General features: G+C 57.1%; 19 protein-coding genes and 1 pseudogene. 12 read left to right on the top strand and 8 right to left on the bottom strand.

Annotated features, from left to right (window positions below; genetic code table 11):
• Positions 1-23: 23 nt before the first annotated feature.
• From CKF42_RS00105 to CKF42_RS00090, 4 genes are all read left to right on the top strand, one after another.
• Complete coding sequence (locus CKF42_RS00105; RefSeq protein WP_111207128.1) at positions 24-935, top strand: DMT family transporter; 912 nt, start codon at positions 24-26, stop codon at positions 933-935.
• A 142-nt stretch (positions 936-1,077) separates the two neighbouring features.
• The gene (locus CKF42_RS00100; RefSeq protein ID WP_111207127.1) at positions 1,078-2,307 is read left to right on the top strand and encodes an MFS transporter; all 1,230 of its coding nucleotides are present in this window, start codon (positions 1,078-1,080) and stop codon (positions 2,305-2,307) included.
• A gap of 26 nt (positions 2,308-2,333) precedes the next feature.
• Positions 2,334-3,398 (top strand): sugar phosphate isomerase/epimerase, encoded by a 1,065-nt coding sequence (locus tag CKF42_RS00095; RefSeq protein ID WP_111207126.1) that lies wholly within the window; start codon positions 2,334-2,336, stop codon positions 3,396-3,398.
• Between the two features lie 46 nt (positions 3,399-3,444).
• Positions 3,445-4,425: a LacI family DNA-binding transcriptional regulator gene (locus CKF42_RS00090; RefSeq protein ID WP_111207125.1), complete on the top strand. Its 981-nt coding sequence runs from the start codon at positions 3,445-3,447 to the stop codon at positions 4,423-4,425.
• Positions 4,426-4,554: 129 nt separating this feature from the next.
• Here the strand turns inward: CKF42_RS00090 and CKF42_RS00085 are convergent, their stop codons facing one another.
• On the bottom strand, positions 4,555-5,376 hold the full coding sequence (locus tag CKF42_RS00085) for an alpha/beta fold hydrolase (RefSeq protein ID WP_046102644.1): 822 nt from the start codon (positions 5,374-5,376) through the stop codon (positions 4,555-4,557).
• Positions 5,377-6,021: 645 nt separating this feature from the next.
• Here CKF42_RS00085 and fdhF point away from each other — a divergent pair.
• The gene (gene fdhF, locus CKF42_RS00080) at positions 6,022-8,994 is read left to right on the top strand and encodes a formate dehydrogenase subunit alpha (protein WP_111207124.1); all 2,973 of its coding nucleotides are present in this window, start codon (positions 6,022-6,024) and stop codon (positions 8,992-8,994) included.
• Positions 8,994-9,479 carry a DUF1641 domain-containing protein gene (locus tag CKF42_RS00075; protein WP_111207123.1) on the top strand — a complete coding sequence of 162 codons (486 nt, stop codon included), beginning with the start codon at positions 8,994-8,996 and terminating at the stop codon, positions 9,477-9,479. The genes fdhF and CKF42_RS00075 overlap by 1 nt, the downstream gene beginning before the upstream one ends.
• Positions 9,480-9,494: 15 nt before the next feature.
• Here CKF42_RS00075 and CKF42_RS00070 read toward each other — a convergent pair whose 3' ends face one another.
• Entirely contained in the window at positions 9,495-9,902 is a 408-nt protein-coding gene (locus CKF42_RS00070) for a GFA family protein (protein ID WP_111207122.1), read from the bottom strand.
• A 204-nt stretch (positions 9,903-10,106) separates the two neighbouring features.
• Here CKF42_RS00070 and CKF42_RS00065 point away from each other — a divergent pair, with 204 nt between their 5' ends.
• Positions 10,107-10,967 carry an alpha/beta hydrolase gene (locus tag CKF42_RS00065; RefSeq protein ID WP_111207308.1) on the top strand — a complete coding sequence of 287 codons (861 nt, stop codon included), beginning with the start codon at positions 10,107-10,109 and terminating at the stop codon, positions 10,965-10,967.
• Positions 10,968-10,972: 5 nt separating this feature from the next.
• Here CKF42_RS00065 and CKF42_RS00060 read toward each other — a convergent pair whose 3' ends face one another.
• Genes CKF42_RS00060 through CKF42_RS00045 form a run of 4 tightly spaced genes read right to left on the bottom strand, consistent with a single transcriptional unit; the run spans position 10,973 to position 14,026 of the window.
• Complete coding sequence (locus CKF42_RS00060) at positions 10,973-11,614, bottom strand: NrsF family protein (protein ID WP_111207121.1); 642 nt, start codon at positions 11,612-11,614, stop codon at positions 10,973-10,975.
• A complete protein-coding gene (locus CKF42_RS00055) occupies positions 11,601-12,155 on the bottom strand; it encodes a sigma-70 family RNA polymerase sigma factor (RefSeq protein WP_111207120.1) in 555 nt (184 codons plus the stop codon). The genes CKF42_RS00060 and CKF42_RS00055 overlap by 14 nt, the downstream gene beginning before the upstream one ends.
• Positions 12,156-12,202: 47 nt before the next feature.
• Positions 12,203-13,444: a protein-disulfide reductase DsbD gene (locus CKF42_RS00050; RefSeq protein ID WP_046102650.1), complete on the bottom strand. Its 1,242-nt coding sequence runs from the start codon at positions 13,442-13,444 to the stop codon at positions 12,203-12,205.
• Between the two features lie 24 nt (positions 13,445-13,468).
• Positions 13,469-14,026 (bottom strand): peroxiredoxin, encoded by a 558-nt coding sequence (locus CKF42_RS00045; protein WP_009092991.1) that lies wholly within the window; start codon positions 14,024-14,026, stop codon positions 13,469-13,471.
• Positions 14,027-14,392: 366 nt separating this feature from the next.
• Here CKF42_RS00045 and CKF42_RS00040 point away from each other — a divergent pair, with 366 nt between their 5' ends.
• From CKF42_RS00040 to CKF42_RS00020, 4 genes and pseudogenes are all read left to right on the top strand, one after another.
• Positions 14,393-15,601: an aldose 1-epimerase family protein gene (locus CKF42_RS00040; RefSeq protein ID WP_111207119.1), complete on the top strand. Its 1,209-nt coding sequence runs from the start codon at positions 14,393-14,395 to the stop codon at positions 15,599-15,601.
• Positions 15,602-15,802: 201 nt separating this feature from the next.
• Positions 15,803-16,063 (top strand): type II toxin-antitoxin system ParD family antitoxin, encoded by a 261-nt coding sequence (locus CKF42_RS00035; protein ID WP_009092989.1) that lies wholly within the window; start codon positions 15,803-15,805, stop codon positions 16,061-16,063.
• Positions 16,063-16,371: a type II toxin-antitoxin system RelE/ParE family toxin gene (locus CKF42_RS00030; RefSeq protein ID WP_111207118.1), complete on the top strand. Its 309-nt coding sequence runs from the start codon at positions 16,063-16,065 to the stop codon at positions 16,369-16,371. The genes CKF42_RS00035 and CKF42_RS00030 overlap by 1 nt, the downstream gene beginning before the upstream one ends.
• 694 nt (positions 16,372-17,065) lie before the next feature.
• Positions 17,066-17,305 (top strand): annotated as a pseudogene (locus CKF42_RS00020) (DUF2817 domain-containing protein); the annotation flags it as partial.
• Here the strand turns inward: CKF42_RS00020 and CKF42_RS00015 are convergent.
• On the bottom strand, positions 17,264-18,037 hold the full coding sequence (locus CKF42_RS00015) for a 2OG-Fe(II) oxygenase family protein (protein WP_009092982.1): 774 nt from the start codon (positions 18,035-18,037) through the stop codon (positions 17,264-17,266). The pseudogene CKF42_RS00020 and the gene CKF42_RS00015 overlap by 42 nt on opposite strands.
• 100 nt (positions 18,038-18,137) lie before the next feature.
• Between CKF42_RS00015 and CKF42_RS00010 the strand changes: the two genes are divergently transcribed.
• A complete protein-coding gene (locus tag CKF42_RS00010; RefSeq protein WP_111207116.1) occupies positions 18,138-19,040 on the top strand; it encodes a LysR substrate-binding domain-containing protein in 903 nt (300 codons plus the stop codon).
• A gap of 41 nt (positions 19,041-19,081) precedes the next feature.
• On the opposite strand, the gene CKF42_RS00005 is transcribed toward CKF42_RS00010, so the two are convergent.
• On the bottom strand, positions 19,082-19,372 hold a 291-nt coding region (locus tag CKF42_RS00005; protein WP_199559844.1), incomplete at its 5' end, for an acetyl-CoA carboxylase biotin carboxyl carrier protein subunit.

Here is a 19,372-nt window from a genome sequence, read left to right as displayed (position 1 = left end):
CCACCCGGAAGGTTATCTGCTCTATGAACGCCTCTGCTGGCATCGCAATGAAGGTCATGGCTGCGCTGAGCTCCACGCTGATGCTGGCCTGTGTGAAACAACTGGATGGGGCGATACCGGTTGGCGAAGTGATCTTTTTTCGCTCGCTGCTGGCGCTGGTGCCGCTGCTCATCTGGCTGCGTATCCAGGGCAGCGTGCTGGACGGCATCCGCACCCGTAACATTCGCGGCCACGTTGTGCGTGGGCTGGCGGGGACCGGTGGGCTCTATTTCAGCTATCTTTCGCTGCTTTATATCTCACTGACCGATGCCACCGCGATCAACTATGCCGCGCCGCTGTTTACCGTGCTGCTGGCGGCGCTGCTGCTGCGTGAAAAAGTCCGTCATCACCGCTGGGTTGCCGTGTGTATGGGATTCACCGGCATTCTGGTCATGTTCTCCGGGCATCTCTCGCTGACGCAGCAGGGCAGCTTCTCGCTCTCCGCGTCGGCCGGGATCCTGCTGGCGTTAATGGCGGCCTTCTGTACCGCCTGCGCGCTGGTTCAGATCCGCTTTCTTAACGGCAAAGAGAAACCGGGCGCTATTGCTTTCTGGTTCGCCATCACCACCGCCTTAACGTCGCTGGTTACGCTGCCTGCCGGATGGAAGGTGCCGCAGGGCAATCAACTGGCGTTGCTGGTGGGCTGCGGGTTGCTGGGCGGCATCACCCAGATTCTGATGACGCTGAGTCTGCGCTACGCCGAGGCCTCACTACTGGCCCCGTTTGACTACACCACCCTGATCTGGTCGGTGGCGGTGGGCTATCTGCTGCTGGGCAACCTGCCGGACTCTGCCACCGTGGTCGGTGCGATCCTGGTGGTAACAGGGGGTCTTTACACCGTGCTCTATGAGCGTTACCGTTTCCGCAAAACGCAGATGGCAAATGTCAGCTCGTGATCTGCAGCGTCCTGCGCGTGTGTAAAGCGCGTAATGATAACGCAGCGTTAATAATTTGTGATCCCGGCGAGAGAAGCTCATTTTGTAATCGATTACTTTTACACTCAGACAAGGTAATCGATGACTCACGAGTGAGGTTCCTATGATTGCAACGGTGCAGGAGAGTGCAGGCCAGCGGGTGCAGCATAAGCTGCTGGTTCCGCGCCTCTCTCTGATGATGTTTATGCAGTTCTTTATCTGGGGCAGCTGGTCGGTGACGCTGGGCCTGGTCATGACCCGCCACAACATGCCGTTGCTGATCGGGGATGCCTTCTCTGCCGGGCCTATCGCCTCGATTCTGTCGCCGTTTGTGCTCGGCATGCTGGTGGATCGCTTTTTCCCTTCCCAGAAGGTGATGGCGGTGATGAATCTGGCCGGTGCGATGATTCTCTGGTTTGTGCCACAGGCACTTATGGCAGAGAACGGGGCGCTGCTGATCGCGCTCTTATTTGGCTACACGCTCTGCTTTATGCCGACGCTGGCGCTCGCAAACAACATCGCTTTTCACAGCCTCGCCAGCAGTGAGAAGAGTTTTCCCATCGTCAGGGTTTTCGGCACGATCGGCTGGATTGCGGCGGGGATCTTTATTGGCGTCGCCGCGATTGCCGACAGTGTGGCCGTGTTCCAGCTGGCCGCACTCTGTTCCGTGCTGCTCGCTCTTTACAGCCTGACGCTGCCGCACACGCCAGCGCCGGCTAAAGGTCTGCCGTTGAAAGTCCGCGATCTCTTCTGCGCGGATGCCTTTGCCCTGCTTAAACAGCGTCATTTCTTTGTCTTCGCGCTGTGCGCCACCCTGATCTCGATTCCGCTGGGCACCTACTACGCCTTCACCGCCTCCTGGCTGGCGGATGCCGGTGTCCGCAACGTCAGCACACTGATGTCACTGGGCCAGATGTCTGAAATTCTCTTCATGCTGATCATCCCGCTGCTGTTTCGCCGCCTTGGCGTGAAGGCGATGCTGCTGATTGGCATGTCAGCGTGGTTTGTACGTTATGCCCTGTTTGCACTGGGCATGAGTGATGAGACGCGCACCCTGATCTACCTCGGCATTCTGCTGCATGGTGTCTGCTACGACTTCTTTTTTGTGGTGGGTTTTATCTACACCGACCGCATCGCCGGTGAAAAGGTCAAGGGACAGGCGCAGAGCATGGTGGTGATGTTCACCTATGGCATCGGCATGCTGCTGGGTTCGCAAATCTCCGGCGCGCTCTACAACCATCTGGTTGCGGGTCAGGTGAGTGCGCAGAACTGGGCGCTGTTCTGGTGGATCCCGGCGGGCGCCGCCGCGCTGATCGCGATTATTTTCTTCTTCTCATTCCGTTACCGTGAATAAGCGCTGGCGGCGCGCAGGAGCGACAGATGAAAACAGTTAAAGGGCCGGGGCTCTTCCTGTCACAGTTCATTACCTCTCAGCCTCCGTTCAACTCGCTGGCCGGGCTGGCGGAATGGGCGGCGGGACTGGGATACCGGGCGCTGCAGATCCCCTGCCATCAGCCCGCCATTTTTGACCTCGAACAGGCGGCGGTGAGCCAGACTTACTGTGATGAGGTGCGGGGGGTGCTGGCCGATTCTGGCCTCGAAATCAGCGAACTGTCGACGCATCTCGAAGGGCAGCTGATTGCCGTCAATCCCGTCTTCGATAGCGCTTTCGATAATTTTGCACCGGCAACGCTGCGTGGCGATCCGGCCCGGCGCACGGAGTGGGCGATGACCAGCCTCAGACGTGCCGCAGCCGCGTCGGAAAGGCTCGGCCTTCGCGCTCACGCCACCTTCTCCGGCTCGCTTGCCTGGCCCTGGTTCTATCCCTGGCCGCCCCACAATGCCGCGCTGTTTGCAGAAGCCTTTGCCGAACTGGCGCGCCGCTGGTTGCCGCTGCTGGACGTTTTTGACCAGCACGGTGTTGATCTCTGTTATGAGATCCATCCCGGCGAAGATCTGCATGACGGTGTCACGTTTGAACGTTTTCTGGCTGAGGTCAATCATCATCCCCGCTGCAATATCCTGTTCGATCCCAGCCATCTTCACCTGCAACACATCGATTATCTGCAGTTCATCGACCACTACCATTCACGCATCAAAGCCTTTCACGTCAAGGATGCGGAGTACAGGATTAACGGGCGTAGCGGGGTTTATGGCGGCTATCAGCCCTGGCTGACGCGCGCCGGGCGTTTTCGCTCGCCGGGCGACGGCCAGATAGACTTCGGCGGCATCTTCAGTAAGCTGGCGCAGTATGACTATGACGGCTGGGCGGTACTGGAGTGGGAGTGTTGCCTGAAGGGGGGTGAGACGGGCGCGCGGGAAGGTGCGGCGTTTATCCAGCGTCATATTATTCCGGTGGCCGATCGCGCCTTTGATGATTTTGCCGCGTCCGGTGAAAACCGCCCGTCAGTGCGTCAGCAGCTGGGGCTGGATCGCGACGCGTGATGTGCGCGGATAACCGGAACCGCACAGGATTAAAACAGGGAGCGCTATGTCTGTTCAGAAAATCGCCCGGATGGCCGGGGTGTCCGTCGCCACGGTTTCCAGAGTGCTGAATAACAGCGACCGGGTTAAACCGGCCAACCGGGAGAAAGTGCTGGCGGCGATAGAAGAGAGCCGCTATCAGCCCAATCTGCTGGCGCGACAGCTGCGCACCGCCCGCAGCTCGATGATTCTGGTGCTGGTCTCCGATATCTCTAACCCCTTCTGCGCTGAAGTGGTGAAAGGCATTGAGGCGCAGGCGGAGCAACAGGGGTATCGCATTCTGCTCTGTAATTCGGGGGCCGATATCGCCCGATCCCGTTCCAGTCTGCAACTGCTTTCCGGCAAGATGGTGGATGGCATCATCACCATGGACGCTTTCAGTAAGCTGCCGGAGCTGAGTCAGCTGATTGGCGCTGCGCCCTGGGTGCAGTGCGCCGAACACGATGATGAGGGGTGGGTCTCCTGCGTCGGCATTGACGATCAGCGTGCCGCGCAGGCTGTGGTGCGACATCTGGCCGCCCAGGGACGCCAGCGTATTGCGCTGATCAATCATGATCTGAGCTACAAATATGCCCGGCTGCGGCAGCAGGGCTACCTCCGGCAACTGGAAGAGGAGCAGCGGGAATGGCAGACCATCATCTGCGCCAGCGCGTTGAGTTTCAGCGCCGGTAAAGCGGCGATGCTTGCGCTGCTGGCCGGGGAGACGCGGCCCGATGCGGTGTTTGCCGTGTCTGACACGCTGGCGGCAGGGGCGATGGCGGCGATCCAGCAGGCGGGCCTGCGGATCCCGCAGGATATTGCCGTAGTGGGGTTCGATGGCAGCGACCTGGCGGAGATGGTGTCACCCCCGTTAACGACCCTGGCACAGCCTTCAGGCGTGATGGGGCGCCGGGCCTGCGAGCTGCTGCTGCAAAAAATTGCCCAGCCCGATGTGCCGCCGCAGCGGGTAGTGATGCCGGCTGAGCTGGTGGTGCGGGCCAGTGGTTAAAGATGCGGATTCCGGCACAATGACGGGAGGTGAAGCGACAGCGGGGGACAATCCGGCATGAACCGGCTGCCGCTGGCAAGGCGCGCAGGCGGGTGAAAAGGGCGCAGTTGCGGCTGCGCCCTGTGTGGGTCAGAGTGCGTTCAGGAAGGCCAGCAGATCCTGATTCAGCTGATCCTGATGCGTCACCGCAAAACCGTGTGGCGCATTGTCATAAACCTTCAGTTCCGCCCCCTCAATCATCTCTGCCGCCACTTTGCCGGTGGACTCAAACGGAACGACCTGATCGTTGCTGCCATGAATCACCAGCGTTGGCACCTTCACCTTCGCCACGTCTGCACGGAAATCGGTTTCGGCAAAGGCCGTCACGCAATCCACGGTGCTTTTCAGCGAGGCCAGCAGGGCAATGTTCAGCGTCTGCGTCAGGACGCCCTCGGAAACGGTCTGCCCGGCGTTGGTGCCATAGAAGGGGGTGGCAAACTCTTTAATAAACTGGGCGCGATCTTTAAGCAGGCCGTCGCGGATACCTTCAAAGACCGACATATCCACACCCTGCGGATAGTCTGCCGTTTTACCGAAGATGGGTGTAACGGCACCCAGCAGCACCAGCGCCGCCACGCGATCGCTGCCATACTGGCCGATGTAGCGCGTCACGTCGCCGCCCCCCATAGAAAAACCGACCAGCGTCACCTGCTGCAGATCCAGATGGGTGATGAGATCGTTGATATCTGAGGCAAAGGTGTCGTAATTATTGCCGTTCCAGGGTTGATCGGAGCGACCAAAACCGCGGCGGTCAAAGGCAATCACGCGATAACCGCGCCCGGCCAGGAAGTTCATCTGGCTATCCCACATATCCGCGTCCAGCGGCCAGCCGTGACTGAATAAAACAGGCTTACCGGTGCCCCAGTCCTTAAAATAGATTTGCGTGCCGTCGGTTGCTTTAAAGGTGCTCATGATATTGCCCTCTGTCTGACGTGATGGATGATATGTCGGTGATGCGCCCGTTAAACCGGGGCCACCACCCGCTGAGACGGGTCGGCCTTCCGCCCGCAATTGATAAAGCTTTAACGTGATGCTCAACTGCTGAAAACGCCTCTTAGTCTGTATGCCGGCGGTTAAGACTCTGCATCATCAATAGTAATCCGGTATTCGGGATTCATTATGAGAGGGTAGCACCTGTATGACTTTCGCCCCTGCAGACTCTGTCCTGAATTCAGTAGTTCAGAGACGAGCAGATTAAGCAGCAATCTGTTGCAGGCTAAAGTCGGTTGACCTTTCTCATTCATCATCGAATGCGGAGATATGAGCTTTTCATGTTTCTAGTTACAACATACTTTAAAATTATCATCAGCCCACTGAGGCATTGTGCAGAAAAGTCGGGCAGCCTGCAGGAGGAGATCAGCGTAATCGGCCCCTGAATGAGTACGGTAAAAAGTCATTACATTTAAAAAAAGCCTTAACTGTCAGTGATTAACCCGGATAAGCGTAGCCGTACAGATGGCGTAGTGGCTAATCCTCACTAAGCTTGTGAGGCAACCCTATAAATTCAGGGGTATTTTTCCAGCCGGAAGCTATTCGCAATGTCGCCATGGGGCTTATATGAGTGAAAATTACTGCACTATTGTTTTCAATGGTGAACGGATGCAGGGCCTGGCCGACCAGCCGCTGATCGATTTTCTGGATGCCCAGGGAAAAAAATTGCCTCATGTCTGTTACCATCCGGCGCTGTCGCCATTACAGAGCTGTGATGTCTGCTGGGTGGAAGCCAACGGTGAGCGGGTGCGGGGCTGTACGCTGCGAACCGAAGAGGGCTTAACGGTGCAGAGTGAAGGCCAGGTGCTGGAGGCGATGCAGCAGGAGGGGATGGATCGCCTGCTTAACCGTCATGAACTCTACTGCACCGTCTGCGAACACAATACCGGGGACTGCACGCTGCATAACGCCGTGGCCGATATGCATATTCCGATTCAGTACTATCCTCATCAGCCCAAGCCCTACGCGAAAGATCACTCTAATCCGTTTTACACCTACGACCCTGACCAGTGCATCCTGTGCGGTCGCTGTGTTGAAGCGTGCCAGAATGTCGAGGTTAACGAGACGCTCTCCATTGACTACACCCAGGCGCATCCGCGTGTGCTGTGGGATGGCGGCACCGAAATCGCCGGTTCCAGCTGCGTCAGCTGTGGTCACTGCGTCACCGTCTGCCCCTGCAATGCGCTACTGGAAAAAACCATGCAGCCCGATGCGGGGCCGTTCACGGCGATGGATGAAGGGCTGAAGCGCCCGCTTATCGACTTCGTCAAAGCGCTGGAGAACAGCATCGGCATGGAGCCGATCACCGGCGTTTCAAAAATTGATGTGGCACTGCGGCAGTCGGAAATCAAACGGACTAAAACGGTCTGTACTTATTGCGGCGTCGGATGCAGTTTTGAAATCTGGACCCGCGATCGCCACATCCTGAAAATTCAGCCGGTGGCAGAGGCCCCCGCCAACGGTATTTCCACCTGCGTGAAAGGCAAATTCGGCTGGGACTTCGTGAACAGTCCTGAACGACTGACCACCCCGCTGATCCGTGAGAACGGACGTTTCCGGCCCGCCAGCTGGGATGAGGCGCTGCAACGGGTGGCGGAGGGGTTGCAGGCCGTGGCTCGGCGTCACGGCGGGGATGCGATTGGCTTTATCGGCTCCAGTAAAGCCAGCAACGAAGAAGCCTATCTGACGCAGAAAATTGCCCGGCTGATCTTCGGCACTAACAACGTCGACAACTCCTCCCGTTACTGCCAGAACCCGGCGACAGAGGGACTGTTTCGCACGGTGGGTTATGGCGGTGACGCCGGAACGATTGCAGACCTGCAGCAGACGGAACTGATAGTCCTGGTAGGCAGTAACCTCTCTGAAAACCACCCGGTCATCGCCTCTCACATCAAACAGAGTCACAAACATCGCGGTCAGAAGCTGCTGGTTGTCGATCCGCGCCGTCATGAAATGGCAGAGCGTGCCGACTGCTATCTGCGCATCCGTCCCGGCACCGATCTGGTGTGGGCCTCAGCGATGGCGAAATATATGTTTGACCACGGTTATGCCGATGAATCATTTCTGGCGCAGCGGGTTAATCAGGTGGAGGCGTACCGGGCTTCACTGGCTCCCTTTACCCTGGCTTTTGCCAGCGAGATTTGTGGCCTGAGCGAACCGGCGCTGATCGAAGCCGCAGAGATGATCGGCCAGGCGGGCAGTGCCTGTATTTTATGGGCGATGGGCATCACGCAGCACAGCCACGGCGCTGACACCAGCACGGCACTGTCGAATCTGCTGCTGGTCACCGGCAACTATGGCCGGCCCGGCACCGGTGGCTATCCGATGCGCGGCCATAACAATGTGCAGGGCGCCAGTGACTTTGGCTGTCTGAGTAATCTCTACCCTGGCTATGAGAAAGTGACCGATCCGGCAATGCGTGAAAAATGGGCGCGTGCCTGGGGCGTGGCACCGGATGCGCTCTCCGACAAAGCGGGGGCCGATAACTTTAAAATGGTGAAAGAGGCCGGTGAGGGCACGATTCGAGCAATGTACATCACCGGGGAGGATACGGCGTTTGCCGATGCCGATTCCGCGTCGGTGCATGCTGCCTTCACTAAACTGGAATTTATGGTGGTGCAGGACATCTTTATGTCGCGCACCGCTGAATTTGCCGATGTCGTCTTACCCGGCTGCCCGAGCGTCGAAAAAGAGGGCACCTATGTCAACACCGAGCGGCGTATCCAGCACTTCTCTCCGGCGATGAAACCCCTGGGTGACAGCCGACCTGACTGGCAGATCTTTACCGAACTCGCCGCCCGTCTGGGCCACCCGTGGCACTATCCAAATCCCGGTGCGATCATGGCGGAGGCAGCAGGGATTGCAGAAATCTTTGCGGGCGTCAGCTATGAACAGCTGGTTGGCTGGCAGTCGCAGCTCTGGCCGGTGAGCGCGGCGGGCGAAAGCACTCCGCGGCTCTATACCGAGCGGTTTAACTTCCCGGATGGCAAAGCCCGGCTCTATCCGCTGAGCTGGCAGCCTCCCGCCGAGCAGGAGGATGCGGAATATAATCTGCTGCTGAATAACGGCCGGATGCTGGAGCATTTTCAGTCGATGAATCAGACCGGGCAGGGCGGACGCATGCTCTCACTCTCGCCCAACGCCTTTGTGGAGATCTCACCGGCGCTGGCGGCGTCGCGCAGCCTGACCGAAGGGGAGTGGGTGCGTATCACCTCGCGGCGCGGTTCGGTGGATGTGCCGGTTGTCATTACCGAACGCGTGGCCGGTCATATTCTCTTTATGCCAATCCACCACGGAAAGGATGGCGTTAATGCCCTGACCGGGGAACATCACGATCCTGACGTCAACACACCCGCCTATAAAGAGATTGCCGTCAATATGAAGCGTATTGACCGCCGTCCGCAGCCCGACCCGATACCGCTTCACAACTTCCGGCACGGCAGCCGGACCCCACTCGATCATCTGCCGATTGAGCAAAAGTGGCAGCAGGCTGGCTATCGTGAGCCGCCTGAACATGTTGAAAAACCGGAGAAATTTTAATGGCTGAACGGATAAAATATCAGGTTACGCCTGCGCGAACCGAACCGACCGCCAGAGAGGCGATGGATGAGCTGATTGAAAATCTCCACCAGCACGGTTTTCTGCGCCTGGCGAACGATCTGGTGAAGTCGAATAGCGAGGTGGGTAAGATTCTGGTGTCGGGCCTTAATCAGCCCGGCACGCAGAATGCCCTTCAGAACATTTCGCTGCTGATGATGACGCTGGGCAGTGTGCCGCCTGAGCGGTTCAATCATCTGTTGCAGGCGATCCGTGATGCGGCAATGGCCGTCAAACCGGCGCGGGAAGAGGCACGTCAGGAAAAAGCCGCGCCGGGCATTCGCGGCATCATCCGTCTGCTTAATGATGAGGAGCTGTGGCGCGGCCTGCGTCCTCTCCTGACGGCGCTGGATGTCTTCTCTCAGCAGATCGACAGGGAAGAGGAGAAACCGATCACCCGTTTCAGCGGCAAACCGAGCCGGGAATAGTGCTTCCCGGCTGGCTCAGCGGGTCGGCGTGTAAACCAGATGACCCGCGATCCCACCGGCACCGCCATCTTTGGGGTGATTCATGCCATCGGAGACCGGCACGTCGGTGAAATCAAAGGGCGAAACCCCGTCCAGGCAGGCGACGTTCACGCCGAACTGATCGGGTTGCGAGCGGCTCTGATGGAAGGTGTAGATGCCGCAGACCGAGCAGAAGTAGTGTCCCACCTGTTTGCTGTTAAAGCGATATTCGGTGAGCTGCGCGTCACCCTGCGTTAACGCCACGTGGGTGGCAAATACCACGACTGCGCCGCGCATCCGGCAAAATGAGCAGTTGCAGCGGCGCACCGTGTTAAACCCATCTTTCAGCGTCACCCTGAATGCCACTGCGCCACAGTGGCATTGAGCCGTTAGTTCTTCGTGCATTGCCTTCTCCCGTGTCGTAATTCCAGCCAGCTTTCAGCCTACGCCAGAACCGGGGGTTTGGCAGCCTTCGCGTCGGATTTGTTGTTAATCAGCAGAAAAAGTCTTATCACCCTGATCTCGATCGGGGAAAAAATGCTTTCGCTGTGAAATGGTGCCCTGTTTTCAATGACGTTAACTTTCATTCAACAAGGAGCATTAACTATGATGGAATTATCAACGCATAAGCTGACTGACGGTATCGCGCTGACGTTGCGTCAGCCAGCAGGAGAAAAGCCTGCCCCGGTCATTATCCTGTGCCACGGCTTTTGTGGTATTCAGGGCATTCTGTTACCCGCCTTCGCAGAAGCGTTTACGCAGGCGGGCTTTGCGACGGTAACCTTCGACTATCGCGGATTTGGTGACAGCGAGGGTGAACGCGGTCGCCTGGTTCCGGCGCTGCAGATTGCTGACATTCTTTCGGTGCTGGCGTGGGTAAAAGATCAACCGGCGCTGGATGCGAACAGAACAGGTCTGTGGGGAACGTCGTTCGGTGGTTGTCATATCTTTGGTGCTGCAGCCGGTAATCCTGATGTGAAATGTCTGGTCAGTCAGCTTGCCTTCGCTGACGGAGAAGAGATTGTTACCGGGAAACTGGATGCGGCTGAAAAGGCTGCTTTCATCGCAACCCTGGAGAAAATGGACCAGAAACGCCAGAGCAGTGGCAAAGAGATGTTCGTTGCCATCACTCGTATGCTGAATGATGACGAATCTAAAACGTTCTTTGAGGAGAACCGGCAGCAGTTTCCCGCAATGGATATCAAAATCCCATTTTTAACCGTGCTGGAAACGCTGCGCTATAAGCCTGCCGTCAATGCGGCAAAAGTGAACTGTCCGACACTGGTGGTGGTTGCCGGTCAGGACAGCGTAAATCCCCCTGAACAGGGGCGCGCACTCTTTGAAGCCGCCGGGGCAGCGGAAAAAGAATTTTTTGTCGCTGAGCATGCCCGTCACTATGATCTCTACAGTGGCGACCACTTCGCTTCAGTCATCAAGGCGCAGATTGCGTGGTTCACCGCGCATCTCTGAACCCGTCAGTCTTGCAGCCTGACCCAGCGGCGGCCCGCCAGCACCGTCAGAGCCACGATGGTCAGGCCTGCGGCCAGATGCATGGAAAAGTCGATGGCATGCAGATGGGTTTCATGGCATAGCGACAGCAGCATAGATGAGGTGAATGCGCTGCTACAGCCGGTCAGGGCCAGACTGCGCGCCGGATGGAGTGATCGGGTACGCTGCAGGGCAACCACGGAGATCAGCATCATCGGCACACTGGCAGAGAGCATAAACAGATAGCAGTGTATCCCTTCACCAAACCGGCCTGCTGCCGCTGGCGGTTCTGACGATGACATGTTAATCAGATTCAGCGCCAGCCAGATCGCCGTCAGCACCGCCGAACCGCGCAGGCTGAGAGGTTTCCTTCCCGCAATGCTCAGTGTAAAGGCTGCCGCCAGCATGTTGCCCGCGATGATAAGTGACAGCACCAGGCCGGCAAGCGCCAGTAACGCGCCGGGCTGTGACCAGTCTGTCTGCCTGGTGTGAAATGCCCAGCTGCTCAGCGCACCGCATGGCAGGGCCAGCGCGATCCAGCCCGCCACCCGCCAGGGTGTTGGCCACACCCGTCGTACCGGCTGTGCAGAGGCGCTGAGCTGATTGATTAACTGGTCATGATTTTTCATGATGACCCCGTCCATATTTACGAAGATTAACCATTGCGCGATGCAACAGGGATTTAACCGCAGAGAGCGACTGATGCGTTTCAGCGGCCGCCTGCGCCAGGCTCTGCTCACGCAGATGTACGGATTCAACAATTTCCCGCTGACGCAGCGGAAGGGTGTCCAGATAACCCGAGAGGATATCGGCATCGGCGGCGTTGTCAGCCCCGGCAGCAGGCTGGCGGTGCAGCACCTCCTCATCCTGGACTTCCTGACGTCGGCCGTGCTGACGCAGCGCATCAATGGTCCGGGCAGCGGTGATAGCCGCTATCCAGGGGAGGATAGGCCGCTGCGGATCGTAGGTATGCCGCACCCGGTGGATCGCCAGCAGCGTCTCCTGAATCACATCCTCAACCAGGGCCTCGTCGCGGATTTTTTTGCACACCAGTGCCCGGATGGCCGGAACCATCGCTTTCAGTAACTGGTTATAGGCCGCTCTGTCGCCTGCCTGTGCGCGTGCCATCAGCGCTGGCCACTGCTGGGCGCGCCGATCAGTTTCTGGCATCGGACATCAGCCGGTCAGCGCCCCAGGCGCGTGTTGGTTCAGTCGTTTCAGGTTTTCTTTCCTTTTTCCGTCGCCTTATCCAGCGCTGATATGACAATTCCCGGCGTCAGCACCTGTGGCAGCACTTCCGGTTTCCCCCCGTCAGCCGGGTAGACCACGTAGAGCGGGAGTCCGCCACGACCAAAGTCGCTCAGAGCCTGTTCCACATCAGGATTGTACTGGGTGGAGTCCGCCACCATGTAGATCGTACTGGTGCGCGCCATCGCGGCTTTTACCGCCTGCGTCGACAGCGAGGTGCGGTCGTTGACCTGACAGGTGATACACCAGGAGGCCGTGAAGTTCACTAAAATAGGCTTGCCCTGGCCTTTGATCGCGTCAACGTTTTGCGGTGACCAGGCAACGGCAGCGGCCGCCTGTGAGGCGGTATCTGTGTCGGCAGGCGCGGCGGCAAAACTGTTGAGGTTCATCAAAGGCACCACGACCAGCGCGAGGAAAAACGCGGTGGCAACATGCAGCATCCCGTGACGCTGACCCATCATACGGCGTTTCTGCGCCATGCCATACAGCCACGCTGCAAAACTCAGCAGCAGGCAGCAGGCCAGGATCGCGGCCAGAGCGGCTGAGCCTGCCTGACGTTCCAGCACCCAGATCAACCAGCCCACCGCGCCGAGCATCGGGAAGGCCAGGCCCTGTTTGAGCGTGTTCATCCAGGCGCCCGGTTTTGGCAGAATCCGCGCCAGCACCGGGAAAAAGGAGATCAGGGTGAAGGGGGCAGCGAAGCCCAGCGCCAGCGCGATAAAGATCACCAGGCTGACCAGCGGGGGCTGCGTCAGCGCATAGCCTACTGCACTCGCCATAAAAGGTGCGCTACAGGGCGTGGCGACGATAATAGCCAGCGCGCCGGTCAGTGCCGACCCCACCAGACCCCCGCGGTCGCTTCCCACGCCGCCAACCCGCTGTATCGACAGCCCGACTTCAAACAGTCCGAGCAGGTTCAGCGCCGAACCCAGCATCACCAGAATCAGGGCAGCGATGACCAGTGGCGATTGCAGTTGAAAGCCCCAGCCCACCGATGCACCGCCTGCCCGTGCCAGCAGCAGCACCGCCGTCAGGGCAACCATGGTCACCACGACGCCCAGCAGAAACGCCACGCCCTCCGCCCTGGCGTGCGAAGGGGTGGCGTGATGGCGGATCAGGCTCAGCGCTTTCAGTGAAATCACCGGAAACACGCAGGGCATCAGGTTCAGAATAATGCCGCCCAGAAAGGCGGCTGCAATCGCAGTCAGCATGATTTACCTGCTCAGATGATGAAGTTATGCCGGGTTGGCCTGACGATATTTCTTAACGGCATCCATGGCTTTCTGGATATGCGCGTCAGGGTTTTTATCGGTGTAGCTCAGCAGGATTTTCCCATCTGGCGCGATGACGTAAGAGGTGCGGTCTGACACCTTCTGCCCCTTCATCTCCATCGTGCTCTTATACTCTGCGGCCACTTTTGCACCCGGATCGGCGGCAACGGTAAACTTGTCACGGCACTCAAGCTGAGAGAACTTCGCAATCTGATCGGTGTTACCCGCGGTCACGCCAATGACGGTCGCACCCAGTTTACTGAACTCGTCGGTCGCTTCAGCAAAATCGTGCGCTTCCAGCGTACAGCCCGCACTGAAGGCAGCAGGGAAAAAGTAGAGCACAACCGGGCCTTTTTTCAGGGCCTGTTGCAGTGAAAAGGTGGTGGATTTACCCGCCAGGGCCGCATCCAGCTTAAAATCTGGCGCTTTCTCTCCAGCCTGTAATGCCGCAAAGGCGGAGGTTGCCGGAACACTCAGGGCCAGCAGCGTCGCGACAGCCAGGGTTTTCAGGGTCTTTTTCATTGGCTTTACTCTCTCCATTGACGATCAGACGGGGTTGTCTGACGTCCCTGTTAACAGGTTCGTTCAAAAACGGAAAAAGTTGCGGCGTCTGAAAATTTTTTTATCGTTTTTTTAATCCACTGTTATCTGCCGGTTATGCGAACAGTGGGTTTCATTCGCTGAATCGAGTAAAGCCAGGCCTGTTCTGTTTCACAAAATCCGTCGTGATTATTCATTTCCGGACGCTTTTTATGTGATTCAGCCCGCATTACTGTCGCTAAAACAGAGCCATTTCACGTCAGGTGAGCATCGTCACGTTTCTTTTAACCTTCAGTCAGTAAATTTTACTTATGTTATGAAAAAACGATTCAGCTAACGGAGCGATGAATGAAGATTAAACTGGCGTTAACGGTACTGGCGGTGCTGGTTTCAGGTTCTGCTGCGGCAAAAACCTGGGTGCTGACGAGTGCTGAACAGGGCACTGAGCAGGGAAACTGGCAGATTTCCAGCGGTGAGCTGAAGTTGCAGGGCAAACCGTTCAGCATCGAACAGAAAGTGCTTCATGGCGGTAAGCAGGAGGGCAGTAAGATCCTGACGATTCGCAGTCAGGATGGCCTGACCATTACGCTGAGTCCGACCCGCGGGATGAATCTGTTGCGCGTGGAAGGATTTGGTTCCCGTATGGGCTGGGACTCTCCCGTGAAAGAGGTGGTCAACCCGGCTTACATCAACCTTGAAAGCCGTAATGGCCTGGGCTGGCTGGATGGCTTTAATGAGATGATGGTGCGCTGCGGCTATGAATGGACCGGTCATCCGGTGACGGACGAAGGGCGCATTTATACGCTGCACGGCAAAGCCGGTAACACACCTGTCTCTCAGCTGGAAGTTGAAGTGGCTGATGCGGCACCCCATGAGATCCGCATTCGGGGTCTGATTAAAGAGAGCACTTTTAAGAAAGCCGATTTGCAGACCCTGACCGAACTGCGCTATGTGCCGGGCAGTAACAGCTTCAGCCTGCATGATGTGCTGACCAACCATGCTGACTATCCGCATGACTATCAGATCATCTATCACAGCAACTTCGGCACGCCGATTCTGGAAGAGGGCGCACGCTTCCTGGCACCGATGTCCGGCATCAGTCCGTTCAACGACTATGCCAAAGCCGGATTAAAAGAGTGGCAGACCTATAAAGGTCCGACCAAAGATTTTGATGAGATGGTGTTTAACATTAAGCCGCTGTCGGACAGCAATCACCAGACCGTTGCCGCAGTCATCAATAAAGCCGGGACGGGCGGTGCCTCAATTCAGTTTGATACCCGCCAGCTGCCGCTGCTGACCCTGTGGAAAAATACCGACACCCTGAAACAGGGTTATGTCACCGGCATTGAACCTGGTACCAGTTATGCCTATCCGGTGACGATTGAACGTGAGCAGAAGCGCGTGAAGCAGCTGCAGCCGGGTGCCAGCACCGCGTTTGATCTGACTTACACCCTGCTGCACAGCAGCGAGCAGGTCACTGACGTTGAGAAACGCATCAGGAGCATTCAGGGCGAGACGAAGATTGACGAGAGTGAGACGCCGATCGCGAAAGAGTAACGCGTGATTCTGACCCCGGCTAAATTGCCGGGGTTTAACGTTATGTATCAGCAGTGCCATTGCGAGAGCACACCGTTGGCCGATGCAAAGTTACTTATTCGGCAAAATTGCCGGAACTCATGAAGCCGAAAGTTGATGGGGAAAGATAACTCTGAAATACTAATAGTTATTAACTGATAGTAACCCGGAGGGAGTGTCATCATGCCAACAAGCGTAGCCCTAAGCCCTTATTTTGAAGCATTTATACGAGACCAGATAGAAAGCGGGCGATATAACAACACCAGTGAAGTGATCCGTGCTGGACTCAGAGCGCTTGAAGAACGTGAGCAACAGATGAAACTTGATGCTCTGCAAAAAGCAGTCAGCGCTGGCATAGAGAGCGGCGAGAGTAAAAACGCCGAAGAGGTGTTTAGTCGCCTTTCGCAGAAATATCGGCGGCAGGCCGAAGGTGGTAAAGCGTAATGAAACTGGGTCTGTCGCCTCTGGCAGAACAGGATCTGGAGGCCATCGGTGACTATATTGCGCAGGATAACCCGATTCGTGCGATAAGTTTTATGGAAGAACTGTATCAGCAGTGTCTGCTGATAGCGGAGTCACCAGCTATCTACCGGGAAAGACCGGAACTGGGTCAGAGCGTCAGAAGCTGTGCTTACGGACGATATCTTATTGTGTTCAGGGTGATGGATTGCGAAGTACGTATAGAAAGATTTCTGCATAGCTCACGGGATGTTATTACGCTCTTATCTGAGCGGGAGCCGCCAGAAAGCTAATTTTGACCGGACTAACTGAGTACATCACCGCTGAAATTAATCATAAAAACTCTTCCGGAGTAGTGACGCTACTGCCTCCATGTGATTAAAGAACCTGAACAGGAGGTGAGTTGATGTCGCATCGCCCCCCCTGAATGTCTTAGAGACTTTATTTAACATAAGATAGATTATGCGCATATGAGTGTCGGTAAGGTTAAGTACCTGCTCAGGCACATCAAGGGTGTTTTTTATCGTGATTAAGCCAGCCAAAGTCAGGAAGTAACAGGAAGGAAATAATGATGGCTGGCTGAGTTGCTCTATTCCCAGCCCAATTCATGATAACTTCTGCTATCCACGTCAGGAAAAGACGTGCTATATCGACCCCAGCCCATATATTCATAATAGCGTGTCATTGCTTCATAATGGCTGACAGCATCAACTTCCCATACAAGTTTTGCACCTGATTCTAATAACGATCTTGCATCGTTTCCCCGAACGCCTTTCAGACAAAAGGTCTGACATCCATCAGGCTCGACCCAGAGTTCATGTATCAATGGCCACCTTCCTTTTAATTCATCAATTCTGGCAATCATTTCATAACAGCGTTTGAATTAACAGGCAGTCATGCGCTTCAGACGAACCTCTCAGGTTCGTTTGCATCCTGTACGTTGTTTATCGATTTTCTGCATCAGCGGTTCACGTCCGTCAGAGGGTAACTTATGAAGCAGAAGAGATGCATCGGCGGGTGCGGGACGATCACTGGCTTCATCTCTCTGGCGACACCGCCAGTGCAGAGGGCCAGAGGATCAAAGCAAACCTTGTCGAAGGATTCTTGCCCTGCGATGCAGACTGGCGGGCGTTAGTGGCTTTCCGCACGCAACAAATCTTTGAGCGCGGCTGGCGTGCCCTGATTTCACAGTCTGCCGTAAAAAGTCATCCGCGCGGTTTCGGATAGCGCAATGCCGGGCTGCGTGTTGTAAGCCAGCACCGCCAGCATGCGGGTCACCTCACCTTCGGTCGGGGTCACGCGGTGCAGGGCGTTGCGCCCGCGAAACAGCACCAGATCGCCGGGCTCAATCGCCAGGGCCTCGACCGGCTGGCGTTCATCCAGCACCGCCGCGACGCCTGCATAATTCATCTCACCGGCATCGGCATCCCGCAGATCCTTCACATACTGAAACACTCCGCCCGCCTGCGGTTTTTGCACCAGCAGGGTGATAGCAAAAGAGGAGTTGTCAAAGTGCCAGCCCAGCTCCTGGCCGTGAGGCGCATAATGCAGGTTGATCGACGAAAGCGGATCGGCATAGGGATAGAGCGCGTCCTCTCCCAGCACGTCGCACAGGAACTGTTTGAACAGCTCATCCGTATAAAGCTGACGCAGCGGGGAGTCGGTCGCAATAGCGTCATCGGTAATGCAGCCTTTGGTGCTGATTACGTCACGATTGCGCGGATGATCGGCGCTGAAGGCCGCATCAGGTTTCATCAGATAAACGTTATGTTTGCTGAGCGTGTGATAAGCCAGGTGACGCTGCGCGTTGCCCTCCTGAACTATCGCTTCCAGAGCGGCGGTCTGTAAGAACTGACGCAGGACCAGCGCGCCAGCGTGGTTCAATTGTTCACGACAGCGGTGACGCCAGCCACGATCGGCCAGCGGATGAAGATCGAGACGAACCAGGGAGTCAGTCATAGCAACAGTTCTCATCATGAGCAGGAGTGATGCTACTCTACCTGTCGCCTGCTAAGCCTGTGAAACGATAAAAACTTAATACCCTGATAAGGAAGCGTTAATGCCTGCCCACTCACCCCGGTTGCCCAAAATCAGTGTTATCCAGTCCTTTAAAGTGGCCGCCGAACTGGGCAGCCTGGCGAAAGCGGCGGCCCAGCTGGCATTGACGCCGGCGGCGGTGAGCCAGCAGATTCGTCAGCTGGAGGAGCAGCTCGGCAGTGCGCTCTTTTTACGCACCCAGAGTGGCGTGATGCTGACTGACACCGGCAAGGCCTATCTGCGTTACGTCACCGAAGCCTTTGATATCCTGCACCTGGGTCAGCAGAATATCCGCCATGCGGCGAAAGCGCCGACACTCACGCTCTATGCCTTACCAGCGCTGGCGTCCAAATGGCTGTTGCCCCGGCTGGCGAGCTGGCGCGCCTGTTGCCCCGATAGCGATCTGTCGTTACACGGCACGCACGCGCAGGTTGATTTCACAGCGATGCCTGCAGACTTCGTCATCTGCTTTGGCGAAGATCGCTATCCGCAGCTGGACAAACAGTGGTTATTCCATGATGAGGTGCTGCCGGTTGCCAGCCCCGCCTTACTCCAGCGCTATACGTCAGAAACGATCTTCCGTCAGGCACCTTTAATTCACCTCGACTGGGGCAATGAGGGCCGGTTCCTGCCGGACTGGCGAAGCTGGTTTCAGGCCAGAGGCGTGGATGAACCGGCTCCGCAGCCCGCATTCAGTTTCAATCTGACCTCGCTGGCAATTGATGCTGCCGTGGCGGGGGCCGGTCTGCTGCTGGGGCAGCGCCGCCTGATCGCGGCGGAACTGGCGCGGGGCGAACTGGTGATTGTCGACGATTTCAGTCTGCCGCTGAGCAAACCCTATTATCTTGCCTGGCCGCAGCGCACGCTGAGTCAGCCGGGCAGCGAGGCGCTGATCGGCTGGCTGCGTGAAGCGGGCGCAGGCTAAGAAGTGTTCTGCGTGACAGGTGACCCTGTCACGCAGGACTGTTAAGACCGATCTTCAAGAATGATGGCTACCCGCTGTCCTGCCCGCACGGCGCTGCTCGGCTGCACGCTGACCTGCTGAATCACCCCGTCACAGGGGGCCAGCAGCGGAATTTCCATTTTCATCGACTCCAGCACCACCAGCGTATCGCCCGCCTTCACGCGGCACCCTGCTGCCGTCTGAACCTGCCAAAGGTTGCCGGAAACCGGACTTTCAACGCCCTGCTCCCCGGCCTGAAGCGGCGCGTCTCCCGTTTCCGCCACCTCACTCTCCTGCGTGGTGTAATGTGCCTG

The sequence above is a fragment of the Pantoea sp. ARC270 genome (assembly GCF_003236725.1).
GTDB classification, from domain to species: domain Bacteria; phylum Pseudomonadota; class Gammaproteobacteria; order Enterobacterales; family Enterobacteriaceae; genus Pantoea; species Pantoea anthophila.
Note: the sequence above shows the minus strand (reverse complement) of the source record. Positions and strands in the feature narration are given on the sequence as shown.

Excerpts from the sequence above, each read along its gene's own strand:
- CKF42_RS00105 (WP_111207128.1), top strand. The coding sequence starts at position 24 with ATGAACGCCTCTGCTGGCATCGCAATGAAGGTCATGGCTGCGCTGAGC.
- CKF42_RS00100 (WP_111207127.1), top strand. The coding sequence starts at position 1,078 with ATGATTGCAACGGTGCAGGAGAGTGCAGGCCAGCGGGTGCAGCATAAG.
- CKF42_RS00095 (WP_111207126.1), top strand. The coding sequence starts at position 2,334 with ATGAAAACAGTTAAAGGGCCGGGGCTCTTCCTGTCACAGTTCATTACC.
- CKF42_RS00090 (WP_111207125.1), top strand. The coding sequence starts at position 3,445 with ATGTCTGTTCAGAAAATCGCCCGGATGGCCGGGGTGTCCGTCGCCACG.
- CKF42_RS00085 (WP_046102644.1), bottom strand. The coding sequence starts at position 5,376 with ATGAGCACCTTTAAAGCAACCGACGGCACGCAAATCTATTTTAAGGAC.
- fdhF (WP_111207124.1), top strand. The coding sequence starts at position 6,022 with ATGAGTGAAAATTACTGCACTATTGTTTTCAATGGTGAACGGATGCAG.
- CKF42_RS00075 (WP_111207123.1), top strand. The coding sequence starts at position 8,994 with ATGGCTGAACGGATAAAATATCAGGTTACGCCTGCGCGAACCGAACCG.
- CKF42_RS00070 (WP_111207122.1), bottom strand. The coding sequence starts at position 9,902 with ATGCACGAAGAACTAACGGCTCAATGCCACTGTGGCGCAGTGGCATTC.
- CKF42_RS00065 (WP_111207308.1), top strand. The coding sequence starts at position 10,107 with ATGGAATTATCAACGCATAAGCTGACTGACGGTATCGCGCTGACGTTG.
- CKF42_RS00060 (WP_111207121.1), bottom strand. The coding sequence starts at position 11,614 with ATGAAAAATCATGACCAGTTAATCAATCAGCTCAGCGCCTCTGCACAG.
- CKF42_RS00055 (WP_111207120.1), bottom strand. The coding sequence starts at position 12,155 with ATGCCAGAAACTGATCGGCGCGCCCAGCAGTGGCCAGCGCTGATGGCA.
- CKF42_RS00050 (WP_046102650.1), bottom strand. The coding sequence starts at position 13,444 with ATGCTGACTGCGATTGCAGCCGCCTTTCTGGGCGGCATTATTCTGAAC.
- CKF42_RS00045 (WP_009092991.1), bottom strand. The coding sequence starts at position 14,026 with ATGAAAAAGACCCTGAAAACCCTGGCTGTCGCGACGCTGCTGGCCCTG.
- CKF42_RS00040 (WP_111207119.1), top strand. The coding sequence starts at position 14,393 with ATGAAGATTAAACTGGCGTTAACGGTACTGGCGGTGCTGGTTTCAGGT.
- CKF42_RS00035 (WP_009092989.1), top strand. The coding sequence starts at position 15,803 with ATGCCAACAAGCGTAGCCCTAAGCCCTTATTTTGAAGCATTTATACGA.
- CKF42_RS00030 (WP_111207118.1), top strand. The coding sequence starts at position 16,063 with ATGAAACTGGGTCTGTCGCCTCTGGCAGAACAGGATCTGGAGGCCATC.
- CKF42_RS00015 (WP_009092982.1), bottom strand. The coding sequence starts at position 18,037 with ATGACTGACTCCCTGGTTCGTCTCGATCTTCATCCGCTGGCCGATCGT.
- CKF42_RS00010 (WP_111207116.1), top strand. The coding sequence starts at position 18,138 with ATGCCTGCCCACTCACCCCGGTTGCCCAAAATCAGTGTTATCCAGTCC.